The sequence below is a fragment of the uncultured Mucilaginibacter sp. genome (assembly GCF_937859865.1).
Classification (GTDB): domain Bacteria; phylum Bacteroidota; class Bacteroidia; order Sphingobacteriales; family Sphingobacteriaceae; genus Mucilaginibacter_A.
The window spans coordinates 65866-92043 of record NZ_CALMAT010000130.1 but is presented as its reverse complement, the minus strand read 5'-3'; the positions used below and the strand labels follow the sequence as shown (position 1 = coordinate 92043).

Annotated in this window: 13 protein-coding genes and 1 tRNA gene; 4 read left to right on the top strand and 10 right to left on the bottom strand. The window is 39.5% G+C overall.

What is annotated here, in order from left to right; translation table 11 throughout:
- Positions 1-102: 102 nt before the first annotated feature.
- The 5 genes from Q0192_RS14425 to Q0192_RS14405 form a co-directional block, all read right to left on the bottom strand.
- Positions 103-1605, bottom strand: a complete 1503-nt coding sequence (locus tag Q0192_RS14425) for a glycoside hydrolase family 76 protein (RefSeq protein ID WP_299290316.1) — start codon at positions 1603-1605, stop codon at positions 103-105.
- 357 nt (positions 1606-1962) lie between these two features.
- Positions 1963-3339 carry a glycosyl hydrolase family 28 protein gene (locus tag Q0192_RS14420; protein ID WP_299290315.1) on the bottom strand — a complete coding sequence of 459 codons (1377 nt, stop codon included), beginning with the start codon at positions 3337-3339 and terminating at the stop codon, positions 1963-1965.
- A 711-nt stretch (positions 3340-4050) separates the two neighbouring features.
- Positions 4051-6012, bottom strand: a complete 1962-nt coding sequence (locus tag Q0192_RS14415) for a glycoside hydrolase family 97 protein (protein ID WP_299290314.1) — start codon at positions 6010-6012, stop codon at positions 4051-4053.
- 105 nt (positions 6013-6117) lie between these two features.
- A complete protein-coding gene (locus tag Q0192_RS14410) occupies positions 6118-7533 on the bottom strand; it encodes a glycosyl hydrolase family 28 protein (RefSeq protein ID WP_299290312.1) in 1416 nt (471 codons plus the stop codon).
- Between the two features lie 542 nt (positions 7534-8075).
- Positions 8076-10835 (bottom strand): glycoside hydrolase family 2 TIM barrel-domain containing protein, encoded by a 2760-nt coding sequence (locus tag Q0192_RS14405; RefSeq protein ID WP_299290311.1) that lies wholly within the window; start codon positions 10833-10835, stop codon positions 8076-8078.
- Positions 10836-12198: 1363 nt separating this feature from the next.
- On the opposite strand from Q0192_RS14405, the gene Q0192_RS14400 reads away from it, so the two are divergent.
- Both Q0192_RS14400 and Q0192_RS14395 read left to right on the top strand, forming a co-directional pair.
- The gene (locus tag Q0192_RS14400; RefSeq protein ID WP_299290310.1) at positions 12199-15414 is read left to right on the top strand and encodes a TonB-dependent receptor; all 3216 of its coding nucleotides are present in this window, start codon (positions 12199-12201) and stop codon (positions 15412-15414) included.
- Between the two features lie 10 nt (positions 15415-15424).
- Entirely contained in the window at positions 15425-17098 is a 1674-nt protein-coding gene (locus Q0192_RS14395) for a RagB/SusD family nutrient uptake outer membrane protein (RefSeq protein WP_299290309.1), read from the top strand.
- Positions 17099-17342: 244 nt separating this feature from the next.
- Here Q0192_RS14395 and Q0192_RS14390 read toward each other — a convergent pair whose 3' ends face one another.
- Both Q0192_RS14390 and Q0192_RS14385 read right to left on the bottom strand, forming a co-directional pair.
- Positions 17343-18371: a LacI family DNA-binding transcriptional regulator gene (locus Q0192_RS14390; RefSeq protein ID WP_299290308.1), complete on the bottom strand. Its 1029-nt coding sequence runs from the start codon at positions 18369-18371 to the stop codon at positions 17343-17345.
- A 344-nt stretch (positions 18372-18715) separates the two neighbouring features.
- Positions 18716-20140 (bottom strand): inorganic phosphate transporter, encoded by a 1425-nt coding sequence (locus Q0192_RS14385; protein ID WP_299290307.1) that lies wholly within the window; start codon positions 20138-20140, stop codon positions 18716-18718.
- Between the two features lie 258 nt (positions 20141-20398).
- On the opposite strand from Q0192_RS14385, the gene Q0192_RS14380 reads away from it, so the two are divergent.
- Positions 20399-20542, top strand: coding sequence for a hypothetical protein (locus tag Q0192_RS14380; protein WP_299290306.1), 144 nt, complete (start codon positions 20399-20401; stop codon positions 20540-20542).
- Positions 20543-20917: 375 nt separating this feature from the next.
- Positions 20918-23119 carry a GH92 family glycosyl hydrolase gene (locus tag Q0192_RS14375; RefSeq protein ID WP_299290305.1) on the top strand — a complete coding sequence of 734 codons (2202 nt, stop codon included), beginning with the start codon at positions 20918-20920 and terminating at the stop codon, positions 23117-23119.
- A 360-nt stretch (positions 23120-23479) separates the two neighbouring features.
- Here the strand turns inward: Q0192_RS14375 and Q0192_RS14370 are convergent.
- The 3 genes from Q0192_RS14370 to Q0192_RS14360 all read right to left on the bottom strand — a co-directional run bounded on the left by Q0192_RS14370 (position 23480) and on the right by Q0192_RS14360 (position 25874).
- Positions 23480-23551, bottom strand: a tRNA-Glu gene (locus Q0192_RS14370).
- 295 nt (positions 23552-23846) lie between these two features.
- Complete coding sequence (locus tag Q0192_RS14365; protein WP_299290304.1) at positions 23847-24317, bottom strand: RNA-binding protein; 471 nt, start codon at positions 24315-24317, stop codon at positions 23847-23849.
- Between the two features lie 207 nt (positions 24318-24524).
- A complete protein-coding gene (locus Q0192_RS14360; protein WP_299290303.1) occupies positions 24525-25874 on the bottom strand; it encodes an OmpA family protein in 1350 nt (449 codons plus the stop codon).
- Positions 25875-26178 lie beyond the last annotated feature (304 nt).

Here is a 26178-nt window from a genome sequence, read left to right as displayed (position 1 = left end):
AAATTGACATCGGCCCGAACAAACCAAAAACCAGGCACATACCAATTTTTATAGGGTAAAAGAAGCATGGTGTAAAGTACAAAAGAATCGGTTTGAACAACTTCATTTCAATGGAAACGTATTCATTAAGAGCGATACCGCAGTCGAGGCCCCAAAACTTGATTTCGGGTTTACCTCACTTGTTTTGGTTCCCCATTTTGTACTGGTGATATTGTTCGAATTGCGGTTGTTGTACGCTACTTTAGCATTTAGCTGAAGCCATTTCACCAAATCTTTTCTATTGCCTTCCATAGTATAAGTACGTGCATATCGTGCAAAAATCCCTTTAAAACCCGGCAAATCATTGCCTCCGTCTTCATTGTTCATTACCTTGGAGTTGTACATACTGTCCCGCGTGTATTGGGCAATTTTTTCTGCATCTGCCAAATAGCTGTCCTTTTTGGTATAATTGTAAAGCATAACCGCGGCACCCAAATAAGTTCCCTGGTTGTAGGATGAACTCCATGTACTGATTTTAAGTGTCCCTGTTTTTTTATCGGTATCAACGTTGTCGTTTACTTTACCGGTAGCGGTATTTAACAAATAGGTTTTAGACCAAGTGTATAAGGCAATGGCTTTATCGTAATAAGTATTATCGCCGGTAGCCTGGGCCAAATAGCAGCACGCCACCATGGCAGGCCCGTTGATGCAGGCGTTTTTAGAGGTTTTTGTTTCGTACCAGTTTAGCCCACCGCCGTAAGTATCAGTAGCTGCACGTGCATACATTTTATCAAACTGCTCTTTGCCTTTTTCCAAGTAAGTTTTGTTGCCGGTAAGCCGATAGCCACGCACGCAAAAAAGTACGGCCCAGGTAATGTCGTCGTTGTATTTGTTGTACATCCAATCGGTTTTATTATCTGTAATAAAATTGTCGTACATGGTTTTAAACCGGTTGATGTATTTAACATCTTTAGTAACTTCATAAGCATCCAACAGGATTTCCATCATCTCTGCCCGGTCCCAAAAGCCTTTGCTTGTTTCTACTTGATACTGGGTGTACCAGGCGTCAAATACTTTATCAGCTGAAGCTGCAGTAGGCACAGCATCCTGTTGCTGTGTTTCTTTCTGAAATAGCCATTTTTGTGAGTCTTTGGCAGAAAAACGGCTTAAACTAACATTTGTACCATCGGCAATATCGCCTGCCGGTGATTTAACTGAAAATTTTGAGTTAGCGGCAGGGTTTAAATAATATCCATTCCCGGCTTTCCTAATATTCCATCTAACATCGTTGTTGTTGGTATTATCATATTGATCTGCCTTTAAAGTATCCGTTGGCGTTCCTGCGATATGCAAAAGTTTTTCGCTTGCCACGTTTGTTAATGTATATACATTTTTTCCAACAGCTGTAACTTTCCATCTTTGGGCATCCGATTTGGTGTCTGTCCAGTAATCAACATTGGCACCATTGTCCATGGAAGAATTTTTTACCTCTAACAATTTGTTATTTCCTTCTGATTTCAAAGTATAAACCGCCCCGGAGGTTATGCCAGATGCCTGGGCAAAAGCATTAGCTATGTTTGAAAAGGAAAGCAGCAGTAATACGATACGCAAATAGAATGTATTCATGTTTGGTTCAACAATTAAAAATATTTAAGACCTGTTTAGATTTTGTCTGGTTTACTTTCGATGCTTCTTTTATCACCTAAAATTTTAAAACTATTAAGCTTTCCTGCCAGTATAATTTGCAAAAACAAATTTTATAGGGATAAAAGAAGCATTATAATTTTAATGATAAAGTAAGATATTATCGAAACCCGAAATTAGATTATTTTAGGCTGTTTGAGCTATCTAATTGCATAAATGTACTTTAAGTCAAGAAATTGGTATGATTTAACAATTAACAAGCGGATTAGTAAAGGTTCATTGTATGGAATATGCAAAACACCGTTATTGCAAATAAGCCTCGAATTACTTCTCGATCAGTCAATCAGACTTAAAATTTTTCACGTCCATTTTATAGATATCAGGCCTTTCGTCGGGAGAAAGAAGATAAAATTTTACATTATGCAGGTCAATGTTTTTTACATGCCTTAAAAAAAGCCCATAAGCAGGAAGCTGATTGCCAAACATGGTGTTTCCGGGGTAACCCCCTGCATTCTCTGGCACATTCACATCAGTCGTTTCTGTACGTTTACCACCGCCTGTACTGATTAGCATAACATCCCTTAACATAACATTTTCTACATCATAACCGGGTATGCCAGTAATTGAACTTGGCAACAAGCTGTTTGACGTAGCTGTAACATTACTGATAATGATATGGCCAACAGGCTTTGGCTGGTATTTCCGGTTCCCAAGTTTGATGAATATTGGGGTTTGTATGCCTGTCATGCTGATATTGCTGATAACGATCTGGTCTAACAGACCGCCATCAACTGCTTCCAAAGCTATTCCTGCCTCCCCTGAAATACTGTCGGCAACGCTATTGTTTCGCCTGTTCTTTTTTCCCATAACAGAAACGGAAGCCTTTTTCAACACACAATTGCTGATGGCGATATTTTTAAACCCGGCATAGCTGGCGGTGCCGGTTTTAATTAAATTACAGTTGGAACCCACTACACAATTGGTAATGCTTACATTTTCGACCAGGTCAAAACCATCGCTTTTTAAACATATGCCGTCATCGTCGCAATCAAATATACAGTCTGATACAGTAACGTTGCGGCTATCAATATCAATTCCGTCGTTATTTAAATTGCCATGGTTGTAAACAGAAATCCCCCTGATTTTCACACCGTCGCAGGCAAAATAGTGCTGCATCCAAAATGCAGAATTTATCAGATGGATATCCTGTATATTCACATCTTTACAACCAACAAACATCAGCAGTTTTGGCCGCCTTGGGTCATCATCTTGGGTCTTAAACTCCTTGGCTTTTCCGTTGCCGTTGATCGTGCCTTCGCCAATGATGCTGATGTGTTCAGCGGCATCGGCATAAATTAATGCGCGGCTGGGCATAGACGGCCATTGTGGGCGGTGGGGCGGCCTGGTTTTAACGGATATGGTATTTTCCGGATAATCCTTTAGAATAGGCGTCCCTATCAGTTCTGCCCCTTTCATTAGCGATAGGGTTACATTGCTTTTCAAAAGAATGGTCCCGGTGTAAAATTTTCCAGGCGGTATCAATACTACCCCACCTTTAATGGTGCATTTGTCTATCGCTTTTTGGATAGCTACAGCGTTGTTTACGTCGTTTCCTTCTTTAGCCCCAAATTTCGTGATATCAAGCGACTGGCAATAGGATCGAACCGAAAGAAAAAACAAAAATGCAGTACAAAGTTTTGGTATAAATTTATTCATGACCTAAGTGTGAATAATGATTTGTAATGATAATTTGCCAATCATAAGAAAAATAAGAGCTTGTTTAAATTTCTGTCATAAAAATTTATAGTGCTTCTTTTATGCCTATAAATTCTGTGTTATATAGGTGCAAAAAGTACTACAAACTAATGATTTTTATGTGGTAAAAGAAGCAAAAGCACGTTAGCGGCCGTAAAAAGTTTAAGTACATCCATACAAGGTGTTGCAGAAGTACTTGTTTTGATTTGCCCTTAATGTTAGTTGCCTTTTACGATATAAGCAAATTTGATAAAACGGTTAAGAACAAGGCAAAAAGAAAGCCGTTTTTATGGTCTTCATCATTAACAGATTAATTCTTTAGTGATCTGTTAATGTAATACTGGCACAGATTTAAAACTGCTTTTTATCAGATGGCTTGGCTTTCTATAAAAATTGCTTGTGCTTTTTTAAAATTTGTTTAGAGCCTGTTTAAAATTCTATCATAAAAATTTATAATGCTTCTTTTATGCCTGTAAATTCTGCCATGGTTAAAACAGTACCTGTGAGACAATAATTTTTATGTGGTAAAAGAAGCATATAAAATACATTGATTGGAAAAATTTTAAACAGGCTCTTATATTTTCACTTAAAAACTATTTGGTTCTATTCCTATAAAAACGACGGGATTAGTAACTTAAAATTTAGGGCTGCGCATATACTACAATCAAATGCCTATTTAAGCGCTGCTGCCCAACCACCATTGCGCACCATCGTAATCGTCATTTTATCACCCGATTTAACCTGTTTCGTTTTACGGCGGTAATCCATAGCCTGCCTGCCGGCGTTTATGCCATCTTCAAAGTAAGTCATGGTATAAGTTCTGCCTTTTGGTAAGAAATCAAAGTTCAGTTCCATTTCTCTTGTCTTTTCTTTCCCGTTTGTAATACCTCCGATAAACCATTTTTCGCCTTTACGTTTGGCAACTACATCTACCTCGCCAACCGTAGCTACAAGTGGCCTGGTTTCATCCCAGGTAGTTGGTACGCTGGTAATAAATTCGGTACAATCCGGGTTACGGTAATAAAGGGACGGGTTGTCGCATAGCATTTGTATGCCGCTCTCAAAAACAACATATAAAGCAAGCTGGTTAACCCGGGTGCCTTTTGCTGCCGCGTTTGGCCGTGATGCATTGTAAACTTCGGGTTGCATGTTAATCATTGCGCCAGGGGTAAAATCCATAGGGCCAACGGCGTTACGCATAAACGGAAGATAAATGCTATTGTCCGGATAGCAGCCGCCCATTTGCTCCAGTCCCCTTACACCTTCGTACGAAATCAGGTTTGGATATTTATACTCTAAACCCGCAGGCTTAAACGCGCCATGAAAATCAACAAATATCTGGTATTTGGCAGCCTCTTTTACTACATTTTCATAATAGTTAACCATCCATTGGTCGCTGCGCTCCATAAAATCTATCTTAACGCCTTTTATGCCCCATTCATGAAAAGTCTTAAATACATCCATGTTTTTATGTACCGTTAGCCAGGTTAGCCAAAGGATAATGTCAACGTTTTTGGTTTTACCATAACGGATCAACTCTTTCACATCAACTTTTGGGTTTGGTGTATAAGGGTCGGTTGTGCTTTTGGCCCAGCCTTCATCCATAACAATGTATTTAATGCCATATTTTGCAGCAAAATCTATGTAATATTTATAGGTATCCAGGTTATAGCCTGATACAAAATTTACATCAGGCCCATAAGGTGCGGCATCGTTCCACCATTCCCAGCTTGCTTGTCCGGGTTTAATCCATGATGGGTCGGCAATTACGCTTTTTGCTGCAAGTTTTAAGGTCATGGTATTTTGTAATAATTGCTTGTCGTCTTTGGTGATCACAAAATAGCGCCACGGAAAATTCCTGGTTCCGGTTGTTTTGGCAATGTACTCTGCAGATTTTAAAATTTTCTGGCTACGGTCCCCATCCGGGCCAAATTCGAGCGGCGTTTTTGGGAAAGCGCCCTCAGCACCGTTTCCGGTGCCTTTCAAAAACATGCCGGGATAATCAGAAAGGTCAGACTCACTAATCAATATTTTATACTGTTTTTTGGTATCAATTAGCGCCGGCAAGTTGGCCATTTTATCCGTTTGCTTCCAGTTGTCTGATTCTACGTGTTGGTAAAGTTCTTCATAAGCGCTTTTAAACCCGTTATTCTGCTGCAAATGCAATAAATAGTTATTAGGAAAATTAATAGCAAAATCCTCGTTCATTACCTCTACACTACCTTTTTTGCTGGTGATAAAACGATAGGCAATGCCATCATCAAAAGCGCGAAACTCTACTATATAATTTCCTTTAAATGTCATTAACAAATCATTGTAATTATTTTTAACGGTAGAGAATTTTATTGGGATGTAGGGCTTTATCGTTTCTTCACCCTTAGTCTTCTTCGCTGATATCAATTTAGGGTTTTCGCCAAGTGTGCCATCGCTTAACGTAAGTGCCAAATGGTTCTTTGTTAACAGCTCCTGGCTATTAGCTGCTATTGAGTAGTATATTTTGTCTCCCAAAGTAACAGATACTTTTAACTGTCCGTTGGGCGACATCAGATCAATTGGTTTATTTTGAGCAAAGGTTTGAATGGCCAATGCTAAAAACAGGACGAAACATGCTGTAGATTTGTTAATCAAATTCATGGTTTATGGTTAGTTTATAGTTTGTAAATCGTGTTAAAAGTAGTTTTTGTTGTTACTTTCGTATATTTTGTGCCTAATATAATTGCTGTTTTTAGTTGGTTTTTTCTACCGAAAGGTAATATCAGTAGCGTTATTGATGTAACTGGTTTTTTTATGTTCAGGTTCTTTAACCCTTAGTTTTTTAAACGCCGCTTGATGAACATCATCTAAAACAATAGCCGTCCTGTAATCGGCTTTAGCAGCAGTTATAGATAGCCCTGTAAACTCAACATTGCGGGCATGGCGGATAAAAACGCCCCATGCAGGCAATTCTCCAAACATCGAATACTCAGGATAGCTGTTTGCCTTTTCAGGTATATCTTTAAGGTTATCAATAGATATTTTTGCCAACGCTTTCTCCGCTCCCCCCGGAAATTTCATCACAATATTTTTAAGCTTAATGTTGGATATGATTTGATCTGGCATACCGGCAATTACTACGCCGGGCATGGCTTTAAGCGGGTTTTTTTCAGTGCGTACCTCAACATCAACATTTTGGATAGATACATTTTCAATCCTGCCTTTACGGGTGCCTTTGCGTGCGCCGGCACGTAAAAATATACCATTGCCAATATTAACTCCTTTTATGCCATCAACCTCAATATTTTCAATCACCGCGCCATCTACTGCCTCTAGCGCAATGGCCGAGCGGTTGGTATCAAACACTTTGTTGTTCAATATACGGATGTTTTTAAAACCGCCCAGCGATGCAGTGCCAAATTTAATACCACTGGCCTCTGTAGTCATGCTGTTGTTTTGGATCAAAATATTTTGGTTGACAACATCAGGCCCTAACGATTTTAGGCAAATGCCGTCATCACTGGCGTTAAAATACGAATTGCTTACTTTAAAACCGTTGCAATCAACAATATCTATCCCATCGTTGTTCCAAAACGTCCGGCTATCTACGCGTATGCTATCAACAATTACGTTTTTACATTGGTTGTAACACTCTGTCCAGCAAGCCGAATTTTTTAGGGTGATGTTTTTAACCGTTACATTTTCGCAACCAAAAAGATTAATGATCATGGGCCGCCTGTCCTCGTCCGGGCGGCTTACCGAACCACCTTTTTCCAATCCCTTTTTCACTAATTCGCCTACATTGGCAGCAAGTTCTTTTCCCTGGCCATCAATAGTGCCTTTGCCGGTTATGCCAATGTTATGCTGGTTAAGCCCCAATATAAGGGCAAGGGATGTATTAAAGTTATGGTCAAAAGGTGTGTTTTGCCGGTCGTAATCAAACGGGTTTACAGAACCCAGTAAAATTGCACCTTCATCTAATTGCAGGGTTACGTTTGATTTAAGGTGGATACAACCGGTAAAATACTTTCCCGCAGCAAAAACCAACCTTCCTCCTCCGTTTTGGCTGATATAATCTATACCAAATTGAATAGAACGGGTGTTAAGAAAATTATCGCCAGGGCTGACGGCAAAAAAAGATGCCGGGTAATCTTTAGCCGAAACAGTGAAAATATGCATCATAAAGATTGCCAGGGTTGTTCGGAAGTAAAAAAAACTGGTCTTCATAATAACATATATTAACGATAAGGTATTGTCCTAATCTAATTGGTTAATGCTATTAATTCTTGACGAACTATATAGCAATCACATTTTGGTTTTAACAAATAACCCAATTTAATTACCTTATATCAGTATTGATCGTACATTTTTCTTTACCCACAGTACATAATGTGGCAATATTTGTACATCACTAGTTATAAGCGCCGTTTTAAAAAGGATAACTTCTTTTATTGATAAAGTTTTTTAGTTTGATAAAACTTTTTTGAATGGTGTTCGATTTATCATCTATACTTCTTTTACCACCTAAAAATTATCTTGCTTTTCATATTGTATAAAAAATATAAACACAAAATTTATATGCATAAAAGAAGCATTATTAAATTTTTGATAGAAACCCAAACTGGTTGTGAACGATCAATTATAGAAAGTTGCAATGTTTTTTATGCGATAAAAAAAGCATTGAAGATAAATCGTATAAATATAAACAAACTCTTCATTTATCATTAATGGCTAAAATCAAACCAAAGCGTTCCACTGATCTGTTCGCCGTTGGCATGGTTTATCTGACTTTGCGGCCCCATCGCTTTTGCTGCCTGAAACTTTGTGCCAATAGCACTGATAGCATTTAAAAAACCAATGCTGCCTTCGGGGAAAGCCGGTTCAACATTGTTATTTTTTGGCGCGTCCATTTCCCTGGCCGGGTGCAGCATTTGGAAGTACATGTTTTTATCGGTTGTATAAACAGTAAATGGCGATTCTTTATTCTCGATCGTTACCCAGTTAACGTCGGCATGGTAACCTTTAAATTCCGGGTATCCCCAGGTTTCGCCCGTAATTGTATTGTTGTATGCCTTGTGCCACACACCAAACTGCTGCCCTTTCAGCCTGTTTTTCCAAACACGGTACGGACCCTGGCCAAGCCATTTCATACCGGTAATTTTTTCTTCGGGATAATTGAAGGTAATCCCCATAAAATCAGCGTCTCCCTGCTGGGCGTGCTGATATTCCAGTTTAACGGGATGCCCAGGCACGAAAATCCACTTGACATGCAATGAGCCTGCACCTTGGTAATCGGCTTCTATGATGTATTGGCCATTAATGGATTTATGTGTAAACTGTTTTAGCTCAGTATTTACCCCCGCTAAAACCGGTCCGCCTGATAAAGAGATCGTAGCTGTAGGTTTAACCACTTTTTGGATATACCCGGTGGTTTTATCAAACTCATAGTTGATACCATTACATTTTACACGAAGCAGCTTATCTGTTTCTTCTGCTTTTATTGCAGATTTAGCTGGCGTTGAAACCATACTTTTTGCAATAACTGCCGGAGCATGAATCGCCCAGCCCCAGGTAAATATTTCTTTTTTATCTGGCCCAAATGCAGTAAGGTATAATGCGTCGTTTTGCGACCAAGACACAGGTAAAGCTAAGTTCAGCATACCTTTTTCGCCCGGTTTTAAATCAAGTGCTTTGGGCGAACCTGTTGCTTTTACATTTGCCGCTGTGGTTTTTTCTTGTGCCGATGGAAATTTAACTAATTTCCACTTAAAGGTGCATTGGTTGAGGTTGGTAAAAGAGTATCTGTTCTCAACTGCTATTTTCCCATTAAATGTTTTATCAATCGGTTGCGGGTCTATATATACCGGCGACCAAATCTCTTTGATGGTATAAAAGCTGGCTTCCTTTTCGCGGTGCGGGCCTACAATTCCATCCGGTGCATGATTGCCATCACCATCATAAATATTGCCTTTATCAGTACGTATAACAGATTCATCCAAAAAAGCCCAAATAAAACCGCCTGCGTTGTGCGGATATATCGTCATCTGGTTCCAAAAATCTTCCAGCCCTGCCCCTGCACCGCCATCATACAAGCCGTGCATAAACTCGGTAGGGAAAAAAACATCTTTTCCTGTAGCTACTGTTTTTAGGATATAATTATAGTCAGGGTAATGATGGTTATCGGCACCGTTGAAATCCGACCAGGGATGCAAAACCGTACGCTTTTGTGGGTCGTATAATGCATAGTCATTATCTAATCCGGTATTCCAGCCACCCTCATTGCCATTGTCCCAGAATATAATGGATGGATGGTTTACATCACGCACCACCATTTCTTTAACCAGCTTACGGCCAACAATGGTATCATATTTCGCCTGCCAACCGGTTAACTCATCCAGTACATATAAGCCTAATGAATCGCATACATTTAAAAAATCTTGGTCAGGGGGATAGTGAGACATGCGCACTGCATTGTTGTTCATTTCCTTCATCATCTTCACGTCCAGTAATTGTACAGGATGGCTAAGCGTACGCCCGGTTTCGGGCCAAAAGCTGTGGCGACAGGTTCCCTTTAATACTGTTTTAGCACCATTTACATAAAACCCATCGTTAGTTCGTAACTCTACCGTACGGAAACCAAACTTTTGTTTAACCTGGTGGATAACGCCTTGTTTATTTTTTATAGCCACAACAACCTGATACAGGTTAGGAAATTCTGCACTCCATAACAAAGGCTTGTTAAAGCTACTTTTTAGTTCCAAATGATCTGCTGTGGTATTAGTGGAAACAGAAAAAGCTTTGCCTACGTTTTCTCCGTTTAGTTTTTGTACCTGGGCTTCAACCGTTTCTCCATTTTCTAAATTTTGCGGATATACATCTACTTGGAAAGAGCCGTCGGCTTTTGCGTTTACGGCCATCCGGTCAATAAAAGTTTCGGGAACAATTTCCAGGTAAACAGGCCGAAAAATACCGCCAAATACCCAAAAATCGCTGTTCTTGCGTTCGGCATTGTTTACAGAAGTGTTTGCTGATGTTTTATCTACCGTAACCTCCAGCAGGTTTTGGGCATTCAGTTTAAGCAAATCTGTTATATCGTATTTAAAGCGGTAAAAACCGCCCTGATGTATTGGGCCTGCCTGTTTGCCGTTGATCGTAACTTTGGTATCCGTCATCGCCCCTTCAAAAACGATAAAAACCCTTTTACCTTTCCAGCTTTCGGCAAAAAATTCGTGCTTGTAAAGCCCTTGTTCATTGGCTTTCACTTTATCATGCCCGTAGTTGTACGTGCCAAAACCTTGCAGTTCCCAGTTTGATGGCACTGCAATTTTAGTCCATTTGCCGCTTTGCCTTCCACCGGTACAATAAAAATCCCATTGCAAGGTATGGTCTTTATCTGTACCGGACAGGTACTTTGTAATGGTTCCTTGCGAAAACGCGCTAAAGCAAAGCACCGTGAACAATAATTGCAGCAATATTTTTTTCATAACCGGTTATTTATTAGGCTTGGTTGGTTTATTAGGCTCATCAATAATAGCAGTTTTTTCATTGCCGGAGCCCGGCAATATTTGCACAATGACAACTTTTGATCAAGCAGACAAGATTAATCACTACTAATCAACAAAAAAAGAATATAACCAACTAAAACTTTGCAATCGTTACCGAAACCGCTTTATCGTCTATTTATTGCTGCTTGTAACGGTGCTGATAGGACAAATAAATTTCACCCTTATCGCCAATACTTCTTTTACCGTATAAAAATTAGTGTATAATTGTACTTCTTGTACCGTTGTTTGTACCTGCAAAATTTACCGGTATAAAAGAATCATTGCAATTTTAACATCGGCCTTTAACAAAACCCCACTTTTTGGATGCTTCCTTTATTGCCCAAATTTGGCCACTCGGGTTAACCATTTATTTGCCATATACCTTCTTAATTTGGATTACTGTTTCTGGGTGTTGCAACATACAATTATTTATGGTTTTAATACAAGCTGAAGATTTTGATTGCCGATACTTTAAGGCTAAAATAAAAATATCTTTCTAAGTAAAGCTGTTTATCTGTGTTTTCTTTCTTATATGTTTGGTATAATGAAACATCCAATTTAAGGAAGCCAACTTGATATTCATTTCAAAATTAAAACCTCTTCACGGCTATTAACTTTTGGGCAGCAAGAAGGGTACGGCAATACCAATTTAATGTAACCCAAAAGAATGAGCCAAAACAATTTTCGGTAACGATTGCATAAATTTTAATTGAAAAACGCATGGTTATACAACCATAAAATACTAATATAGCTGCCAGTTAAATAAACCAATTATAACTAAGCCTGATGTATAACAATCAGGTTATTTGCAACAGAAAATTTGTCAAGTACTTTGGGCACAATTAAATACAGGCCCAATGTTACAACCAATATAAAATGTGTACTTAAGCTTTTTTTAAAATTTGCTTAACAAGGTTTCTATGCTTCTTTTATCACCTAAAAAATGGTAAGTATTTAGTTTTTGATTTATAAAGATTGATGCGTATACCAATTTTTATAGGGTAAAAGAAGCATGAATAATTTTGCTTGTATTAATTTGAATTGAGCCTAAATTGTAAACCGTTTTTATAAAGCCTGAACCATAATTTTTAGTGGTTTTGTTTTTAACGATACTGAAAATTGCAACAACAATGAACTTTAGTTTTAATTAGAAAAATGATTTTCATCAACCAACTTGCTAATAAATAAGTAACAATTAAACAATTATATAATTCTAAAAAAAGCCAATGAAAGTAAAAAGAAACTACCATCGTTACCCAACATTCAAAATTATTCCTTTAACATGTTCAATTAAAATACAATTATGAAAAAGACTTTACTTAAGAAATTTATTCCTGTCAAAAAGCCTCAGTTTTACCTGAGTGGTATTGTCCTTTTATGTATCTCCGGTTTCAGCTATGCCAAAAGCCCGGATGGTGTTTTGCCTAAAGCAATTTATGCTGCCGCCCATAGTGCCAGGCAAAATGCGGCAACTGTAAAAGGAAAAGTTACCGATAGTTCAACGGGCGAATCTTTGCCCGGCGTTTCTGTAAAGGTTAAAGGAACAACCATCGGGACCGTTACCGATTTGAACGGAAATTTTACCCTGCAAGTGCCGGACAATGCAACACTGGTTTTTTCTTACATCGGCTACAGCCCGTATGAAACGGCTGTAGGCGGAAGGGCAAGTTTAAACATCAGGTTAAAGGCGGCTACCAACAACCTGAATGAAGTAGTTGTAGTTGGCTATGGCACACAAAAAAAGACATCGGTAACGGCAGCGGTATCTACTTTAAAAACTGCTGACATTGCACAAAAACCAGTTGTAAATTTAACAAATTCCCTGGTTGGAAGGGTTTCCGGTTTGATCAGTACACAGGGAAGCGGAGAGCCTGGCTTTGATGGCTCGGGCATCCAGATCCGGGGCGTAGGATCAATCGGCGGGTCTGCGGCTTTGTTGATTGTTGATGGCGTGCCGCGTGATTTCAGCCGGCTAGACCCCAACACCATTGCCACTTTAACCGTACTAAAAGATGCAGCGGCCGTGGCCCCGTATGGTGTGGCAGGTGCCAATGGGGTAATTTTAGTTACCACCAAGCAAGGCAATTCGGGCAAGCCTGTGTTGTCCTACAATGGCTATGTAGGTATTCAAAACCCTACCCGGGTGCCTACTTTTGTAACTGGGTATCAATACGCATTAATGAAAAATGAGGCCAACATCAATGATTTTCAATCTGGTGTGCCTTATACTGCGGATGATCTGCAAAAATTCCTGGACCACTCTGACCCTGATGTACATGGCGATGCACACCCATTACAGGAAATAATTAAACTTAACCGATTGTTGACCAATCATAACCTTTCGCTTTCGGGCGGTTCAGATAATTTTAAGTATTTTACCTCATTGGGCTATACCCATCAAGATGGGATGTGGGACCCTACTTACCTGGATAAGTACAATGCTACATTAAACCTTACCTCAAACCCTACCAAAACCACAACAGTTAATTTCACAGTTAATAGCTGGGTAGAAGACCAGCATTTTCCTTCCGTTGGATCGGGTTCAATTATTAACCAGGCACAAAGGGAAACTCCGGATTTTCCGGTGCGTTATAGTAACGGTTTAAGTGCAGGTTATATCGCCCAATCGGTTTGGGGGGAAATTTACAACAGCGGTTACGGATTTAACGAAAATCCCGGAACGCAGTCCCAATTTAGCATAACCCAGCAGTTACCGTTAAAGGGGCTAAGCATAAAGGGCGTTGCAAGCTATGATGCGGCGCCTGATGTATTGTTTGGCAGCCGAAACGGGACAACAAGGAACTATACTACGCCTATCCCTTTTTATACCGTTAACAAAAATACAAAGCCTTATACTTATGTACTTGGTTTCCAGGGAAGCAGTAAACCAAGTTTCAGGGAAGAGTATTATCAAAACCACTCTTTCACCTACCAGGGGATTTTAAATTTTCAACGTTCCTTTGGTAATAGTGATATTGGCTTTACCGGTGTTGCAGAAGAGCGAATAGTAAAATATCAACAGTTTACCGCTTCAAGGATAAACTATAATTTAGGGATTGATGAACTGGATTATGGTGGCCCGGCCACAACCGATTTAACAAACGGCGGTTTTTCTACCGGCCAAAAACAAATCGGGTACGTTTACCGTGTAGATTATGCCTATGCAAAAAAATACTTGTTCCAGGCATCCGGCCGGTATGACGGCAGTTATTTATTTGCACCAGGCAAGCGTTATGGGTTTTTCCCGGCGTTTTCTGCGGGCTGGGTTATTTCCCAGGAAAACTTTATGAAAAACATTAAGTGGATTGACAATTTAAAAATAAGGGGTTCGTTCGGTCAATCAGGTGCTTATCCAAGATCAGGCGGTAATATTTTGACTTATCAGTATTTAAGCCCGTATAATTTAAATACCAATTCAGCAGTTCTCAACGGTGCCCCTACCCAAGGTATTAGTGAGGGCCTTCAGGGAAATCCGAATATTACCTGGGAAAGGGCAAACAAATCAGATATCGGTATTGAAACTACCTTATGGAAAGGTGCGCTTAGCATAGAAGCTGATTATTTTTATGAAAAAAGGTCGGATATGCTGATAGGTAATACTGCGGCTTTGCCCGGTGAATATGGTATTGGCACAGGTTTGGTAAACGCCGGTGTAATGAGCAACCATGGTATTGACCTCACCGTGCGAAGCGGGCATACGTTTTCCAATGATTTAAGGTTTGATATTACCGGAACATTCACTTATGCTAAAAATAAATTATTAAATTTTATTGAAAACGCTTCTACCTATAATAACCCTAACAGGCGGCAAACAGGGCGACCATACGGAACTCAGTTTGGGTACCAGGCATTGGGTTATTTTTCAGCAAATGATTTTGTTAACCCTAATATCGCACAACCAGTCCTTAAACCAGGAATACCCGTGCCTACTTTCGGCATTGTTCGTCCCGGCGACATTAAATATGCCGATCTTTCCGGCCCTAATGGCGTTCCTGACGGAAGAATTGACATTAATGACCAAACAGTTATCGGTAAAACACAAACTCCTGGTATTATTTATGGATTAGAACCTCGTTTAAGTTTTAAGCACTTTGATTTGGATTTGTTATTTCAAGGCAGTGCAAACTCTACTATTCAGTTGAACAACTTCATAGTTTGGCCTTTTGTAATGTCCGGTTCTGCATCAGAATTGAGCTTTAGTGAACACTGGCAACCTGACAAGACAGATGCACTTTATCCGCGCCTTTCAAATTCGCCAACTACAAACAATACGCAAACATCTTCCTGGTATGTCAGGAATGACTCGTATATACGTTTAAAGAGTGCAGAACTTGGTTATACATTCACTAATAAAATGCTTCATAATACGATCAGTTCATTAAGAATTTATGTTGCCGGGCAAAATATATTCACTTGGACACCTTATATGAGGGAAATTGTAGACCCCGAAAATAGTGGCAGCGATCAGAATTATTACCAGCAACGTGTACTTTCTGTAGGTATTAATGCATCATTTTAATTATTAAAATATGAAATTGAAAAAATTCACACATGAATATAACAAGGTTATGATCATGCTTGGTCTGCTCTTATTAACCGTTGGCTCTTGTAAAAATGATGATTCTTTAACAGTGCCACCAAAAGGAAAGTTAACAAATGAACTAACATTTAGCACAGAAACTAATGCTGATTTATTTGTAAACGATATTTACAATTCGTTAGCTGATGAAAAAAATGATTATAACCATACAGATTCATACGCCGATAACAGTTGGACAAAACAAACCCATACCGGTGCAAATACGGTAAGAAATGGTTCTATCTCCCCAGCTAACGTTCCTACCGGACCAAGTGGTTTGTGGAACTGGGATAATACTTATGCCTACATCAGAAAATGTAATACCTTTTTCCAACAAACAAGTTTAAACAAATCTAATTTTTCAGCAGCTTGGCTAAAACAACGCACTGCCGAGGTTACTTTTTTAAGGGCATACTTTTACTCGCTGTTATTTACCAATTATGGCGGTGTGCCGATTATTACCACTCCTTTGGATAATACCGACGGAACAAATATTTTTTATGCCCGGGCTACAATCCCGCAAACACTCGCTTTTATTGAAGCTGACTGTGATGCTGCGGCTGCTAACTTGCCTACCACTATTGATAAAAGCGGACGCGCAACCCAAGGTGCCGCATTAACGCTTAAAGGATGGGTAGAGCTTTTTGCAGCCAGCCCTTTGGTCAATACCACCAATGATGGAACCTTATGGGCAAAAGCTGCTGCAACCAATAAACAGGTGATGGATTTAAAAGTTTATTCCTTGTTTAACGATTATGCTGCTCAATTTCTGGCTCCAAATAATTATAATAGCGAAACTATCTTTGCCAAACAATATGCCCCACCTTCTAAAGGAAGCAAAGCTGAAGGCCAGGAAGGCCCGGTAGTAGTAAAAGGGACTGTGCAATGTTGGGGAAATTTTCAGCCTACACAAAGCTTAGTTGATGATTATGCCATGAAAAATGGTTTGCCTATTACTGATCCCCTTTCAGGTTACAATCCTCAAAACCCATACGTAAACCGTGAACCGCGCTTTTATCAGTCCATTATTTATGATGGCGCACCGTGGCAGGGGGATATTATTACCACCCGTGTTGGTGGCAATAACCAACGGGCAGGTGGCGGGGATATTACCACCAGCGGCTATTACGGGCGCAAACTGCTGGACGAAAGCATACAAGGCCAAACAAGCCTCGCCACTTCACCAAGTTCGTCTAATTGGGTAATTTTCCGCTACGGAGAAGTATTGCTGAACTATGCCGAGGCACAAAATGAGGCTGTCGGTCCGGATGCATCCGTATATGCCGCCTTGGCACTGGTAAGGCAAAGGGCCGGGTTACCAAATTTTCCGGCAGGTTTGTCGCAAAGTGATATGCGTGCCAATATCAGGAGGGAGCGCAGGATCGAACTTTCTTTTGAAGAAAAACGCTGGTACGATATCAGGCGTTGGCTGATTACAACAGGCCCTAAAGGTGTATTGACTAACCCGGAATATGGCATTAAAATAGTTTATACTGCGGGTGTCCCTACATACACAACCGTTAACATCTACAATAATATATTCAGGGATTATATGAACTGGATGCCAATCCCACAATCAGATATTGCTAAAAACCCTAAATTAGTTCAAAACCCGGGGTATTGATCTAACCTTTCTTTTAAAAAAAGCCGCTTTCATCAAAAAATGGAGCGGCTTTTTTTATAGTTCAGCTTAGTTTTCATGCTTCTTTTAGCACCTAAAAATCATTGGCTCATGGCACTTTCCGCACCGGAATAGCATCTTACAAAACAAAATTTACCGGCATAAAAGAAGCATTGTAATTTTTTATGACAAAAACTTAAACAGGATTATAATTACCGATTTAAAATTTACAGGCATAAAAGAAGCATCATATATTTTTCGGGGCGTCATTTTTCCAGTGTAATTCTGTATCCAATATCTTTGTCTCAAATTCAGTAATGGGGTACTTGCTGTTAATAAGTTTTAACAGCATTTCAACAGCGGTCCGGCCCATCTCAAAAGCTTTTTGCCTGACATAAGAAATAGAGGGCTGTAAAAGATCAACGATGTCGGAATTTGAAAAACCAACAATCATTATTTTCTGAGGATCAAATTTTATTTTTTTTAACGCCCTGATACACGAGATACTAATCCGGTCGCTGCTGATAAATATCGCATTTGGTTTGTCGGTCAGGGCCAGTAATTCCTTAACCGCATCTTCCACCTCCTGATAATCGCTTCCGCCTTTGCAGCAGTTTTTTACCAACTCCGGCCTGAAAGGGATTTGATGATCGGCCAAAGCTTTTTTATAGCCAGAAAAACGTTCATTCGTAATAGACAGTTGCGGCGCATTTGCCAAAAGTGCAATCTTTTTATGCCCCGAACGGATCAAAGATACAGTTGCATCAAAAGCACCGCTAAAGTTGTCGGAAGTAACTTTAAAAGTTTCAATCTCGTTGATGATCCGATCAAATAAAACGATAGGCAGCCCGTTGTCATGCAATTTTTTTAAAAAACTGTAATCGGAAGTGCCGGACGACATGGATATCAACAAGCCGTCAACCGATCGTTGCGCCAGGTGGTTTACGTTGATCAGTTCCCTTTCAGACGAATCATGTGTTTGGGTAATGATGATATGGTAGCCATTCTCGTAGGCAATTGATTCAACGCCGGCTATGGCCTGCGAAAAAAAACTGTTGGCCAATTCGGGGACTACGATGCCTATCGAATAGCTACGCCTCTTTTTAAGGCCCAAAGCGATCGGGTTTGACTGGTAATTAACCTTTTTGGCATATTCTGTAATAATCTTTTTCGTTTTCTCGCTGACCCCGTAGCTATCGCTTAAGCCCCTTGAAACAGTTGATGAGGACAGGTGCAATGCAAGCGCAATATCTTTAATGGTAGCCGGTTTATACATTTTAGGTTGATAATTAAACTTTAGGGCATCCTGCCGACAAAAGTTTGGGAACCTAATATAGGTATACTTATCAAAAAAAAAGAATGCAATGCATTAAGGGCCTGTTTAAGCCTATATCGTAAAAAATCACAATGCTTCTTTTATGCCGGTAAATTTGGTGTTTACTGTTGCATCGGCACAAAAACAATGAGCCAATGATTTTTAGGTGCTAAAAGAAGCATCAACCCAAAAAAGAGGGCCCGGAAAAAAGCTTAAACAACTTTAATAAATGTTTTGAAAAAAATTCTGGCTAACGGTTTTATGGTTACTTTTTCTTGTCAAGAAATACACTTACGCGCAAACAATCAAACAAAAAGGTGGAAGAACATAAACAAAAGCAAAGATAAAACAATAGCAGCAGGCAAAGTAAGCAGCCAGGCAATACCAATGCTGCGAAGTGTTTTAAAGTTTAAACTTTTTGTACCTTTTGAAGCAGCCATGGCACCAGCAACCCCGCTTGAAAGTACATGGGTTGTACTTACCGGCAAGCCAAGCCCGGTGCTTAACCCGATGGTTGCGGCAGTCACAATTTCGGCAGTGGCGCCTTGCGCGTAGTTCAGATTTTCGTTCCCTATCTTTTCGCCAATGGTTACAACGATGCGTTTCCAGCCAATCATCGTGCCTAAACCTAAAGACAAAGAAATAGCGGCAAGTACCCACAGCGGTGCAAAATCGGTAGCTTTTTCTAAACCTTTTTCATCGGCCTCCAACAGTTTTTTTAATTGATCTGGTAACCTGGTTTCTTTATCGGCGGCCACTGTTTTTATAGCGCTTGTTATGGTTTGCAATTGTTTACGGAATCCAAACTTTTGCTTGATGTTGTCTGAATTTAACTTCGATAATTGGAATTTGGCTTGTTCTATTTGCGTTTTCAATTTAAAAACGACGGCTTTTTGTTTACTGGTTTCTAAAGGTATTTTGTGCAAAGTTTCTTCTGTATTGTTAAGCAGGACAAGTATTTTTTCGTTGGAGACCGTTTTGTTCAATGCAAACGAAGCAGGTAAAAAGGCTATCAAAACCAGCATCATCAAACCAACGCCCTTTTGCCCGTCATTACTGCCATGAAAAAAGCTTACTAAAGTGCAGGTGGCAACCAATAATGCCCGGATTGCAAAAGGTGGTTTATCTTCATCGCTTTTGGGTGCGTGGAACCACCTTTTCGATCTGATAAAATTCTTTTCCAAATACATCAGCAAAGCCGAACCTGCAAAACCAATAACCGGGGAAATGAATAAGGACAAGGCTATTTCTTTGGCCTTGCCCCAGTTAACGCCGCTTCCGCCGTAATAATAAGTAAAGCCGATACTTGCCCCTACCATTGCGCCAATCAAAGTATGAGAACTGGATAAGGGAATGCCCAAATACCAAGTGCCTAAATTCCAGATGATGGAACTTAAAAGAATGGCAATAACCAAACAGGCGCCTACCTGCACCGGCAAAGTTATCAGCTTTTCTAAAGGCACTAACTTGAGCAGGCTCATGGCTACTGCTGTGCCGATTACAAAAACACCCAGAAAATTCCACAAACCCGACCACACAATTGCCGGATAAGGTTTAAGCGTTTTAGTGTAAATGACCGTTGCCACTGCATTGGCCGTATCGTGGAAACCGTTGACAAACTCAAAGGCCAATACAGCAAAAAAACAGATGAAGAACACAACCAGTATAAAACCGCTTAAACCGATTGCACCGACAAAAGGAAAGTTGATTGCGTTTAACACCAGGAGCATAATTTGAATGATAGAGATTTAAAAAAACTATGCTCAGTGTACAACAAAAAGCAATTTGGCTTTTAAACAATAAGGCTCAAATTACAACAGTTTATGTGGATTCTAAGTTAAATCTGTGTTAAGAAAATATGATGCTTTTGAAAAAAGCAAATCATCAAAATAATTAATCCAATACTTTATTTATGTTGGTTTTTATCCTCAAAAGGAAAATTTAAAAATCATTTTTAATAACGATACTTCTTTTAGCACTAAAATTTCATGATTGCAATAGCTATAAAACCCACCAATTTTTATGCGGTAAAAGAAGCATTGGAAATTGACCAACAAAGTAACCTTCTTACCGGCCTGGCTTTTTCAGCGTTTTATCTTTTTGCTCTCGGTAATGGTCTTCGCGCCGCTTGATGCCTTTTACTCTTTTTTGTTCCCGTCATAGCCGTTCAAACTTCCTGTTTTCGCTAAGCAAAAGTTAGCCGTTCCAAACAGAACGTAAACTATGCTTCCTTTTTCTTTCCCTTAACTGTAAGGTTTTCTTTATAAATTGCCACGGGGTTTCTGATAGATTGGTCGGGTACATCTTTTTAAGGTTTCGCCACCACAAAAAGAACAGCCTAACTGGTTTATCTAAACCTGTAATATTTCTTTCATTTAATTTTTAAACAGGCGCTTAATAAACATGAAAGCAAAAATGTATTAATTTGGCTATTGCTAAATACATAATGCAATCTTGCCCAATAAATTTTTATATAGAGAATAATACTACTTATTGAACTTAAAATAGTGACAAAAATCTCAATCAAACAAACCCTGTTATTTGCTGCGGCAGTCCTATTTACTTATCAAGCAGCCAAGGCTCAGGTAACCACTAACCTAAAATATGTGAACACCTTTATTGGCGCTGCAGATAATGGCCACACTTTTCCGGGTGCAACGGTACCTTTTGGCATGGTACAAGCCAGCCCGGAAACAGGTAACGGTGGATGGAATTATTGTTCGGGATACCGTTATGAAGACAAGAAAATATGGGGTTTTGCGCAAACGCATTTAAGCGGAACAGGGATTCCTGATTTGGGCGATATTTTACTGCAACCATTTACTGGAAGTGCGGATAGAGGTAACTTTCAAAGTAATTTTGACAAACGTACCGAAAAGGCGAGCCCAGGGTACTATACCGTTGTACTTAGCGATTTTGGGGTTAAGGCTGAAATGACAGCAACCGCGCATACCGCTTTTCATCAATATACATTTCCAGCAAATGGTAAAATTGCTCATTTGCTGGTTGATCTGCAATCGGGGTTAGTATCATCCGCACAGCAATTGAAGGAGCATGTTTTAGAGAATAGTACCAACTTTCCTGATCAACATACGATTGAAGGCTACAGCAGGGTAAAACAATGGGTTGACAGGAATTATTATTATGTAATTCTTTTTAACAAGCCTTTTAGCCAGAAAACCCTTATTCCTATTGCCGGAGGTGAAAAAGCTCCCCGTTATATTTTTGATTTTAATTTGAAACCGGGCGAACTTTTAAAAGTTAAAATAGGAATATCTGCCGTAAGCATTGATGGTGCCCGGAAAAATTTGCAAGCTGAATCACAAGGATGGGATTTTGATCAAATCCATTATATTGCAAGAAAAGCTTGGTCAAAATATCTGTCGCGCGTTAACGTGGAAGGTACTACAAACCAAAAGACAAGTTTTTATACTTCTTTTTACCATTTGCTCATCCAACCAAACAACATTGCAGATGTAGATGGAAAATACCGAGGGCCGGACAACCAGGTTTACCAAAGTAAAACAAAAAATTATTATTCTACATTTTCCCTTTGGGACACCTATCGGGCAGCACATCCGCTTTATACTTTACTAACTCCGGAAAAGGTGAACGATTTTGTGAACACGATGTTACTGCATAGCGAAAAGCGCGGTTATTTGCCAATCTGGACGCTTTGGGGCAAAGAAAATTATTGTATGATTGGTAACCATGCTGTTCCGATCATTGTTGACGCTTATCTTAAAGGTTTCAGAGGATATGATGTAGATAAAGCTTTTAAAGCTATTAAAAACTCCCTCACCATTAATCATTTTAAATCATCATGGGATATCTATAACAAATATGGGTATCTCCCTTTTGACTTGGTTAAAGAGGAATCGGTATCACGAACACTGGAGTTTGGATTGGATGATTATGCTGCGGCCAAATTAGCCGGCCAACTCGGATTGCATAGCGATGAAGTTTATTTTGAAAAAAGGGCTTCTTTTTACAAGAATTTGCTGGACCCAACATCTACCCTAATGAGAGGCAAAGATTCATCTGGCAAATGGCGCACCCCTTTTAATGTTTTGCAGTTGGCGCATGCTGGAGATGCCGGTGGTGATTATACAGAAGGCAATGCCTGGCAATATACATGGTCTGTACAGCAAGATGTTGACGGTCTTATTCGTTTAATGGGTGGGCAGCAGAAAGCCGGGGCCAAGCTGGATTCATTATTTAAACTTAAAGAGGTGCAAGAAGGAAATGGGTTTATTGGTGATGTTACGGGTTTGATAGGACAATATGCTCATGGTAATGAGCCAAGCCATCATGTTGCCTATTTGTTTACCTTGTTTGGACGACCTCAAAGAACACAGGAGCTGGTTAGGCAAATCAACGAAAAGTTTTATCTCAATAAACCAGACGGACTCTCCGGCAATGATGATTGTGGCCAAATGTCTGCATGGTATATTTTCACTGCTATGGGATTTTATCCGGTAAACCCAGTTGGCGGTGATTACGTGTTTGGCGCTCCTCAATTTAAAAAAATAACAATCGCGTTACCAGGCGGCAAGCCACTGGTAATTGAGGCAAAAAACCTTTCTGTCCAAAACAAATATGTACGGTCTATCAGTTGGAACAACAAACCTTATACAAAGAACTCGATTAACCACCGGCAACTTGTACGTGGAGGGCATTTGGTATTTCAAATGTATAATAGGAACTAAATACTTTAAAATTTTAATGGAGAAAAAAGTTTTGCTGTTGGCAGGTACTTAACTTATAACTAATACTATGGGCCGATTTTCTGTCGCTACAGATTGCGGTAATTTCGATATATCTAACTTGTAAGTACCTGGAAAAGTATTGGTATCCTTTAAACACAAATCTACCTATTCCTACAGATACTATAATTGTGTAGTAAACCTTTTATAGATCACATCAATTGTAACCGGGGGCATTCCCGATTTTGTGTAAAGAGTTTTCTCGGCAGGGATGTGAATTTGATTATTTGTAATGATTTCTAACGCTTTAGGCTTTAAAAAAAGAAGGGACAAGCCGTAATGGTTTACGCTTGTCCCATCGGGTAGCCCGTAGGGGAATCGAACCCCTGTTTCTAGAATGAAAATCTAACGTCCTAACCCCTAGACGAACGGGCCAATTTGTATTTGGCTTCATTTAGCAAGTAGTTAAACCTTTAAATCACTTTTTGCTAATTGTTCGGCAAAGATATAAATCCTGTATTGACCGGCAATACAATAGCTATAAAAATTGCATTAATATAGGAAATATCATTTTTGCAGTGATAAAAACAGTATAAACCTATACTGTTTTTATCACTGCAAAAATGATATCCAGATTCACTTTTACCTTTATTTAAGATAAAAGAAGTATGTACAAATAAACAATAAAGCCGGATACATTTATTAAAATGTCGGGCAAAACTTATTGTGTTTAATATTCGTCTTTACGGCCACCACCTTTATTGTAACCGCCACCGCCGCCGCTTTTGTAACCACCTTTATCGTAGCCACCGCCACCACTTCTGCCACCGCCGCCGCCATAGCCGCCACTTCCGCCTCTGCTGTTGCCACCGCCATAGCCACCGCCGCCGCTGTTTCCACCTTTGTAGCCGCCGCCACCACTGTTTCCGCCGCCAAAACTGCTTTTTCTAGAGTCGTCCCTTTTGTCTTCAGACTTGTTGACTACGATAGAACGGCCTTCAACTGTAGATCCGTTTAGTTCGTCAATTGCTTTCTGCGCCATGGCATCGTCCGGCATTTCAACAAACCCAAACCCTTTACTTCTTCCTGAAAACTTGTCGATGATAATTTTGACTGATGACACTTCACCATAAGCTTCAAAAACTTCTTTTAACTTGGTTTCTTCCAAAGAAAATGGAAGGCTTCCTACAAAAATGTTCATTATTGTTTTTTAATTTGATTGTATATCTATTTCAAACATACTTATATTAAATTTATATTTTACTATTAAAAAAAATTTTATTTTAATTTAGTTTGCTAAGGTATCCGAAAACCTAAACCTTAATTCCTGACAACAAAAACCAACGCACAAAAAAGGTGTGCAGATTATTATCTGCACACCTTTTTCAATGGTTATTAATTCTTAACCTTAGAAAATAGTAAACTCTACACGACGGTTTTTCTGACGTCCGGCAGCAGTTTTATTGCTTGCAATAGGTTGGGTTTGGCCATAACCGGTTGCTTCAATTCGTGATGGGTTTGCACCTTTGCTTACCAGATACTGTTTTACAGATTCTGCACGGTCTTTAGAAAGGCTTAAATTAAGCGCTGGAGAACCCGTGTTATCTGTATGTCCGGCAAGTTTTAAAGTAAAGTTTTTGGTAACCAGCAGATTGGCAACTTTATCTAAGCTGGCAAAAGAGTGTTGGCGGATAGTAGCTTTGCCCAAATCAAATTCCAAGTTGGCAATCGCCTCTCTCACTACTTGTTTGTCTTCTTCGGTTACAAAAACTTTAACATCAGGTTTGTTCATTGGCAAAGCACAACCAGAACCATCAACTGCAGTACCGGCAGGTGTTCCAGGGCATTTGTCAAATTTGTTGGCAACGCCATCGGCATCGTCATCGCCCAAATCTTTGGCATATTGCTGTTGCAATTGTTGTTGTGCCTGCTCATCTGCCAATCGTTTTTGCTCAGATGTTGAAAGTAAACCTTTTAACTCTGCACTTTCGGCTGCGCTTTCTTCTCTAAGTGCTGCAATTGGACTGTAATTGGCTAATTGGGAAGATTTTTTTCTGCCTAAAGAGAATTCTAAACCTGCGTGTGCATAAGAAAACCTATCATTTGAACCGCCACGAACACCATCAAAAATAGGTGTTTTCATAAAGGAAACGGTGTAGCCTAAATCAATGTTGATGGTTTTGGACAAACCAAATTTTAAACCTGCGCCAATCGGTACAAACCAATTTCTGTGATAAGTTCCAGCTTCAACGATTGAAGTAGGAAGGCCCTGAACGTTTGCACTGGAAGACATATAACCTGCACCACCAGTTACATAAGGGGACAAAGCACTCCTTTTATGGTTAAGGCTTAAATTTGCAATAGTAAGGTTGGCACTTACTGCTGCAGACCAGTCAATATTAGTAGTAAAACTGCTGTTGTTTTGTGCTGCACTTGGGGAAGGAAGATAATTGGCCTGATAACCCCTTACTTTACCGCCTAAGAAATCTGCCTGGATACCAAAACCTGGCAAAATTTGCTTTTTGATGTAGCCACCATAGCCCCATGTTTCTTCGGGCGTACGAAAATCGCCGTTTAAAGCATTGTTAAAAGGTGTAAAGTGGGTTAGCATACCACCATTAAGCCCGATGGACCAAGTGCGAAAACTTTTTTTGTCAAAACGTTTTGTTGTGTCCGAATTTCCGTCTTGGGCAAATGCTGCTGTTGTTAGCCCAACTACAGATAGCGTGAGGGCTAATTTTGTAACTTTTAGTTTCATTTTCAATTGTTATTATTTAAACTTCTTATGCTGCTTCGTACAAATGGTCGATTTAAAATTTGTACTTGCAACACAACACTTTCATTAAAAAATGAGCCAAAAGCTGAAGTTATAATGTTAAATATGCTTTGCCATAGCTAAGTGTTTGACTTTTAAAAGCGAAAAGTTAGTTAAGGATGACAAAAAACTAATCAAACGATTAAGAAACGTAGTGCAGGATTGACTAATTAAGCAGACAATATTTAGTTTAGGACTAAATTTAAGACAGAAAACCGTTTTGGTATGCAGGCCAACATCAATTTTT

Coding starts and splice junctions, on each gene's coding strand:
- Q0192_RS14425 (WP_299290316.1), bottom strand. CDS start 1,605: ATGAATACATTCTATTTGCGTATCGTATTACTGCTGCTTTCCTTTTCA.
- Q0192_RS14420 (WP_299290315.1), bottom strand. CDS start 3,339: ATGAATAAATTTATACCAAAACTTTGTACTGCATTTTTGTTTTTTCTT.
- Q0192_RS14415 (WP_299290314.1), bottom strand. CDS start 6,012: ATGAATTTGATTAACAAATCTACAGCATGTTTCGTCCTGTTTTTAGCA.
- Q0192_RS14410 (WP_299290312.1), bottom strand. CDS start 7,533: ATGATGCATATTTTCACTGTTTCGGCTAAAGATTACCCGGCATCTTTT.
- Q0192_RS14405 (WP_299290311.1), bottom strand. CDS start 10,835: ATGAAAAAAATATTGCTGCAATTATTGTTCACGGTGCTTTGCTTTAGC.
- Q0192_RS14400 (WP_299290310.1), top strand. CDS start 12,199: ATGAAAAAGACTTTACTTAAGAAATTTATTCCTGTCAAAAAGCCTCAG.
- Q0192_RS14395 (WP_299290309.1), top strand. CDS start 15,425: ATGAAATTGAAAAAATTCACACATGAATATAACAAGGTTATGATCATG.
- Q0192_RS14390 (WP_299290308.1), bottom strand. CDS start 18,371: ATGTATAAACCGGCTACCATTAAAGATATTGCGCTTGCATTGCACCTG.
- Q0192_RS14385 (WP_299290307.1), bottom strand. CDS start 20,140: ATGCTCCTGGTGTTAAACGCAATCAACTTTCCTTTTGTCGGTGCAATC.
- Q0192_RS14380 (WP_299290306.1), top strand. CDS start 20,399: ATGATTGCAATAGCTATAAAACCCACCAATTTTTATGCGGTAAAAGAA.
- Q0192_RS14365 (WP_299290304.1), bottom strand. CDS start 24,317: ATGAACATTTTTGTAGGAAGCCTTCCATTTTCTTTGGAAGAAACCAAG.
- Q0192_RS14360 (WP_299290303.1), bottom strand. CDS start 25,874: ATGAAACTAAAAGTTACAAAATTAGCCCTCACGCTATCTGTAGTTGGG.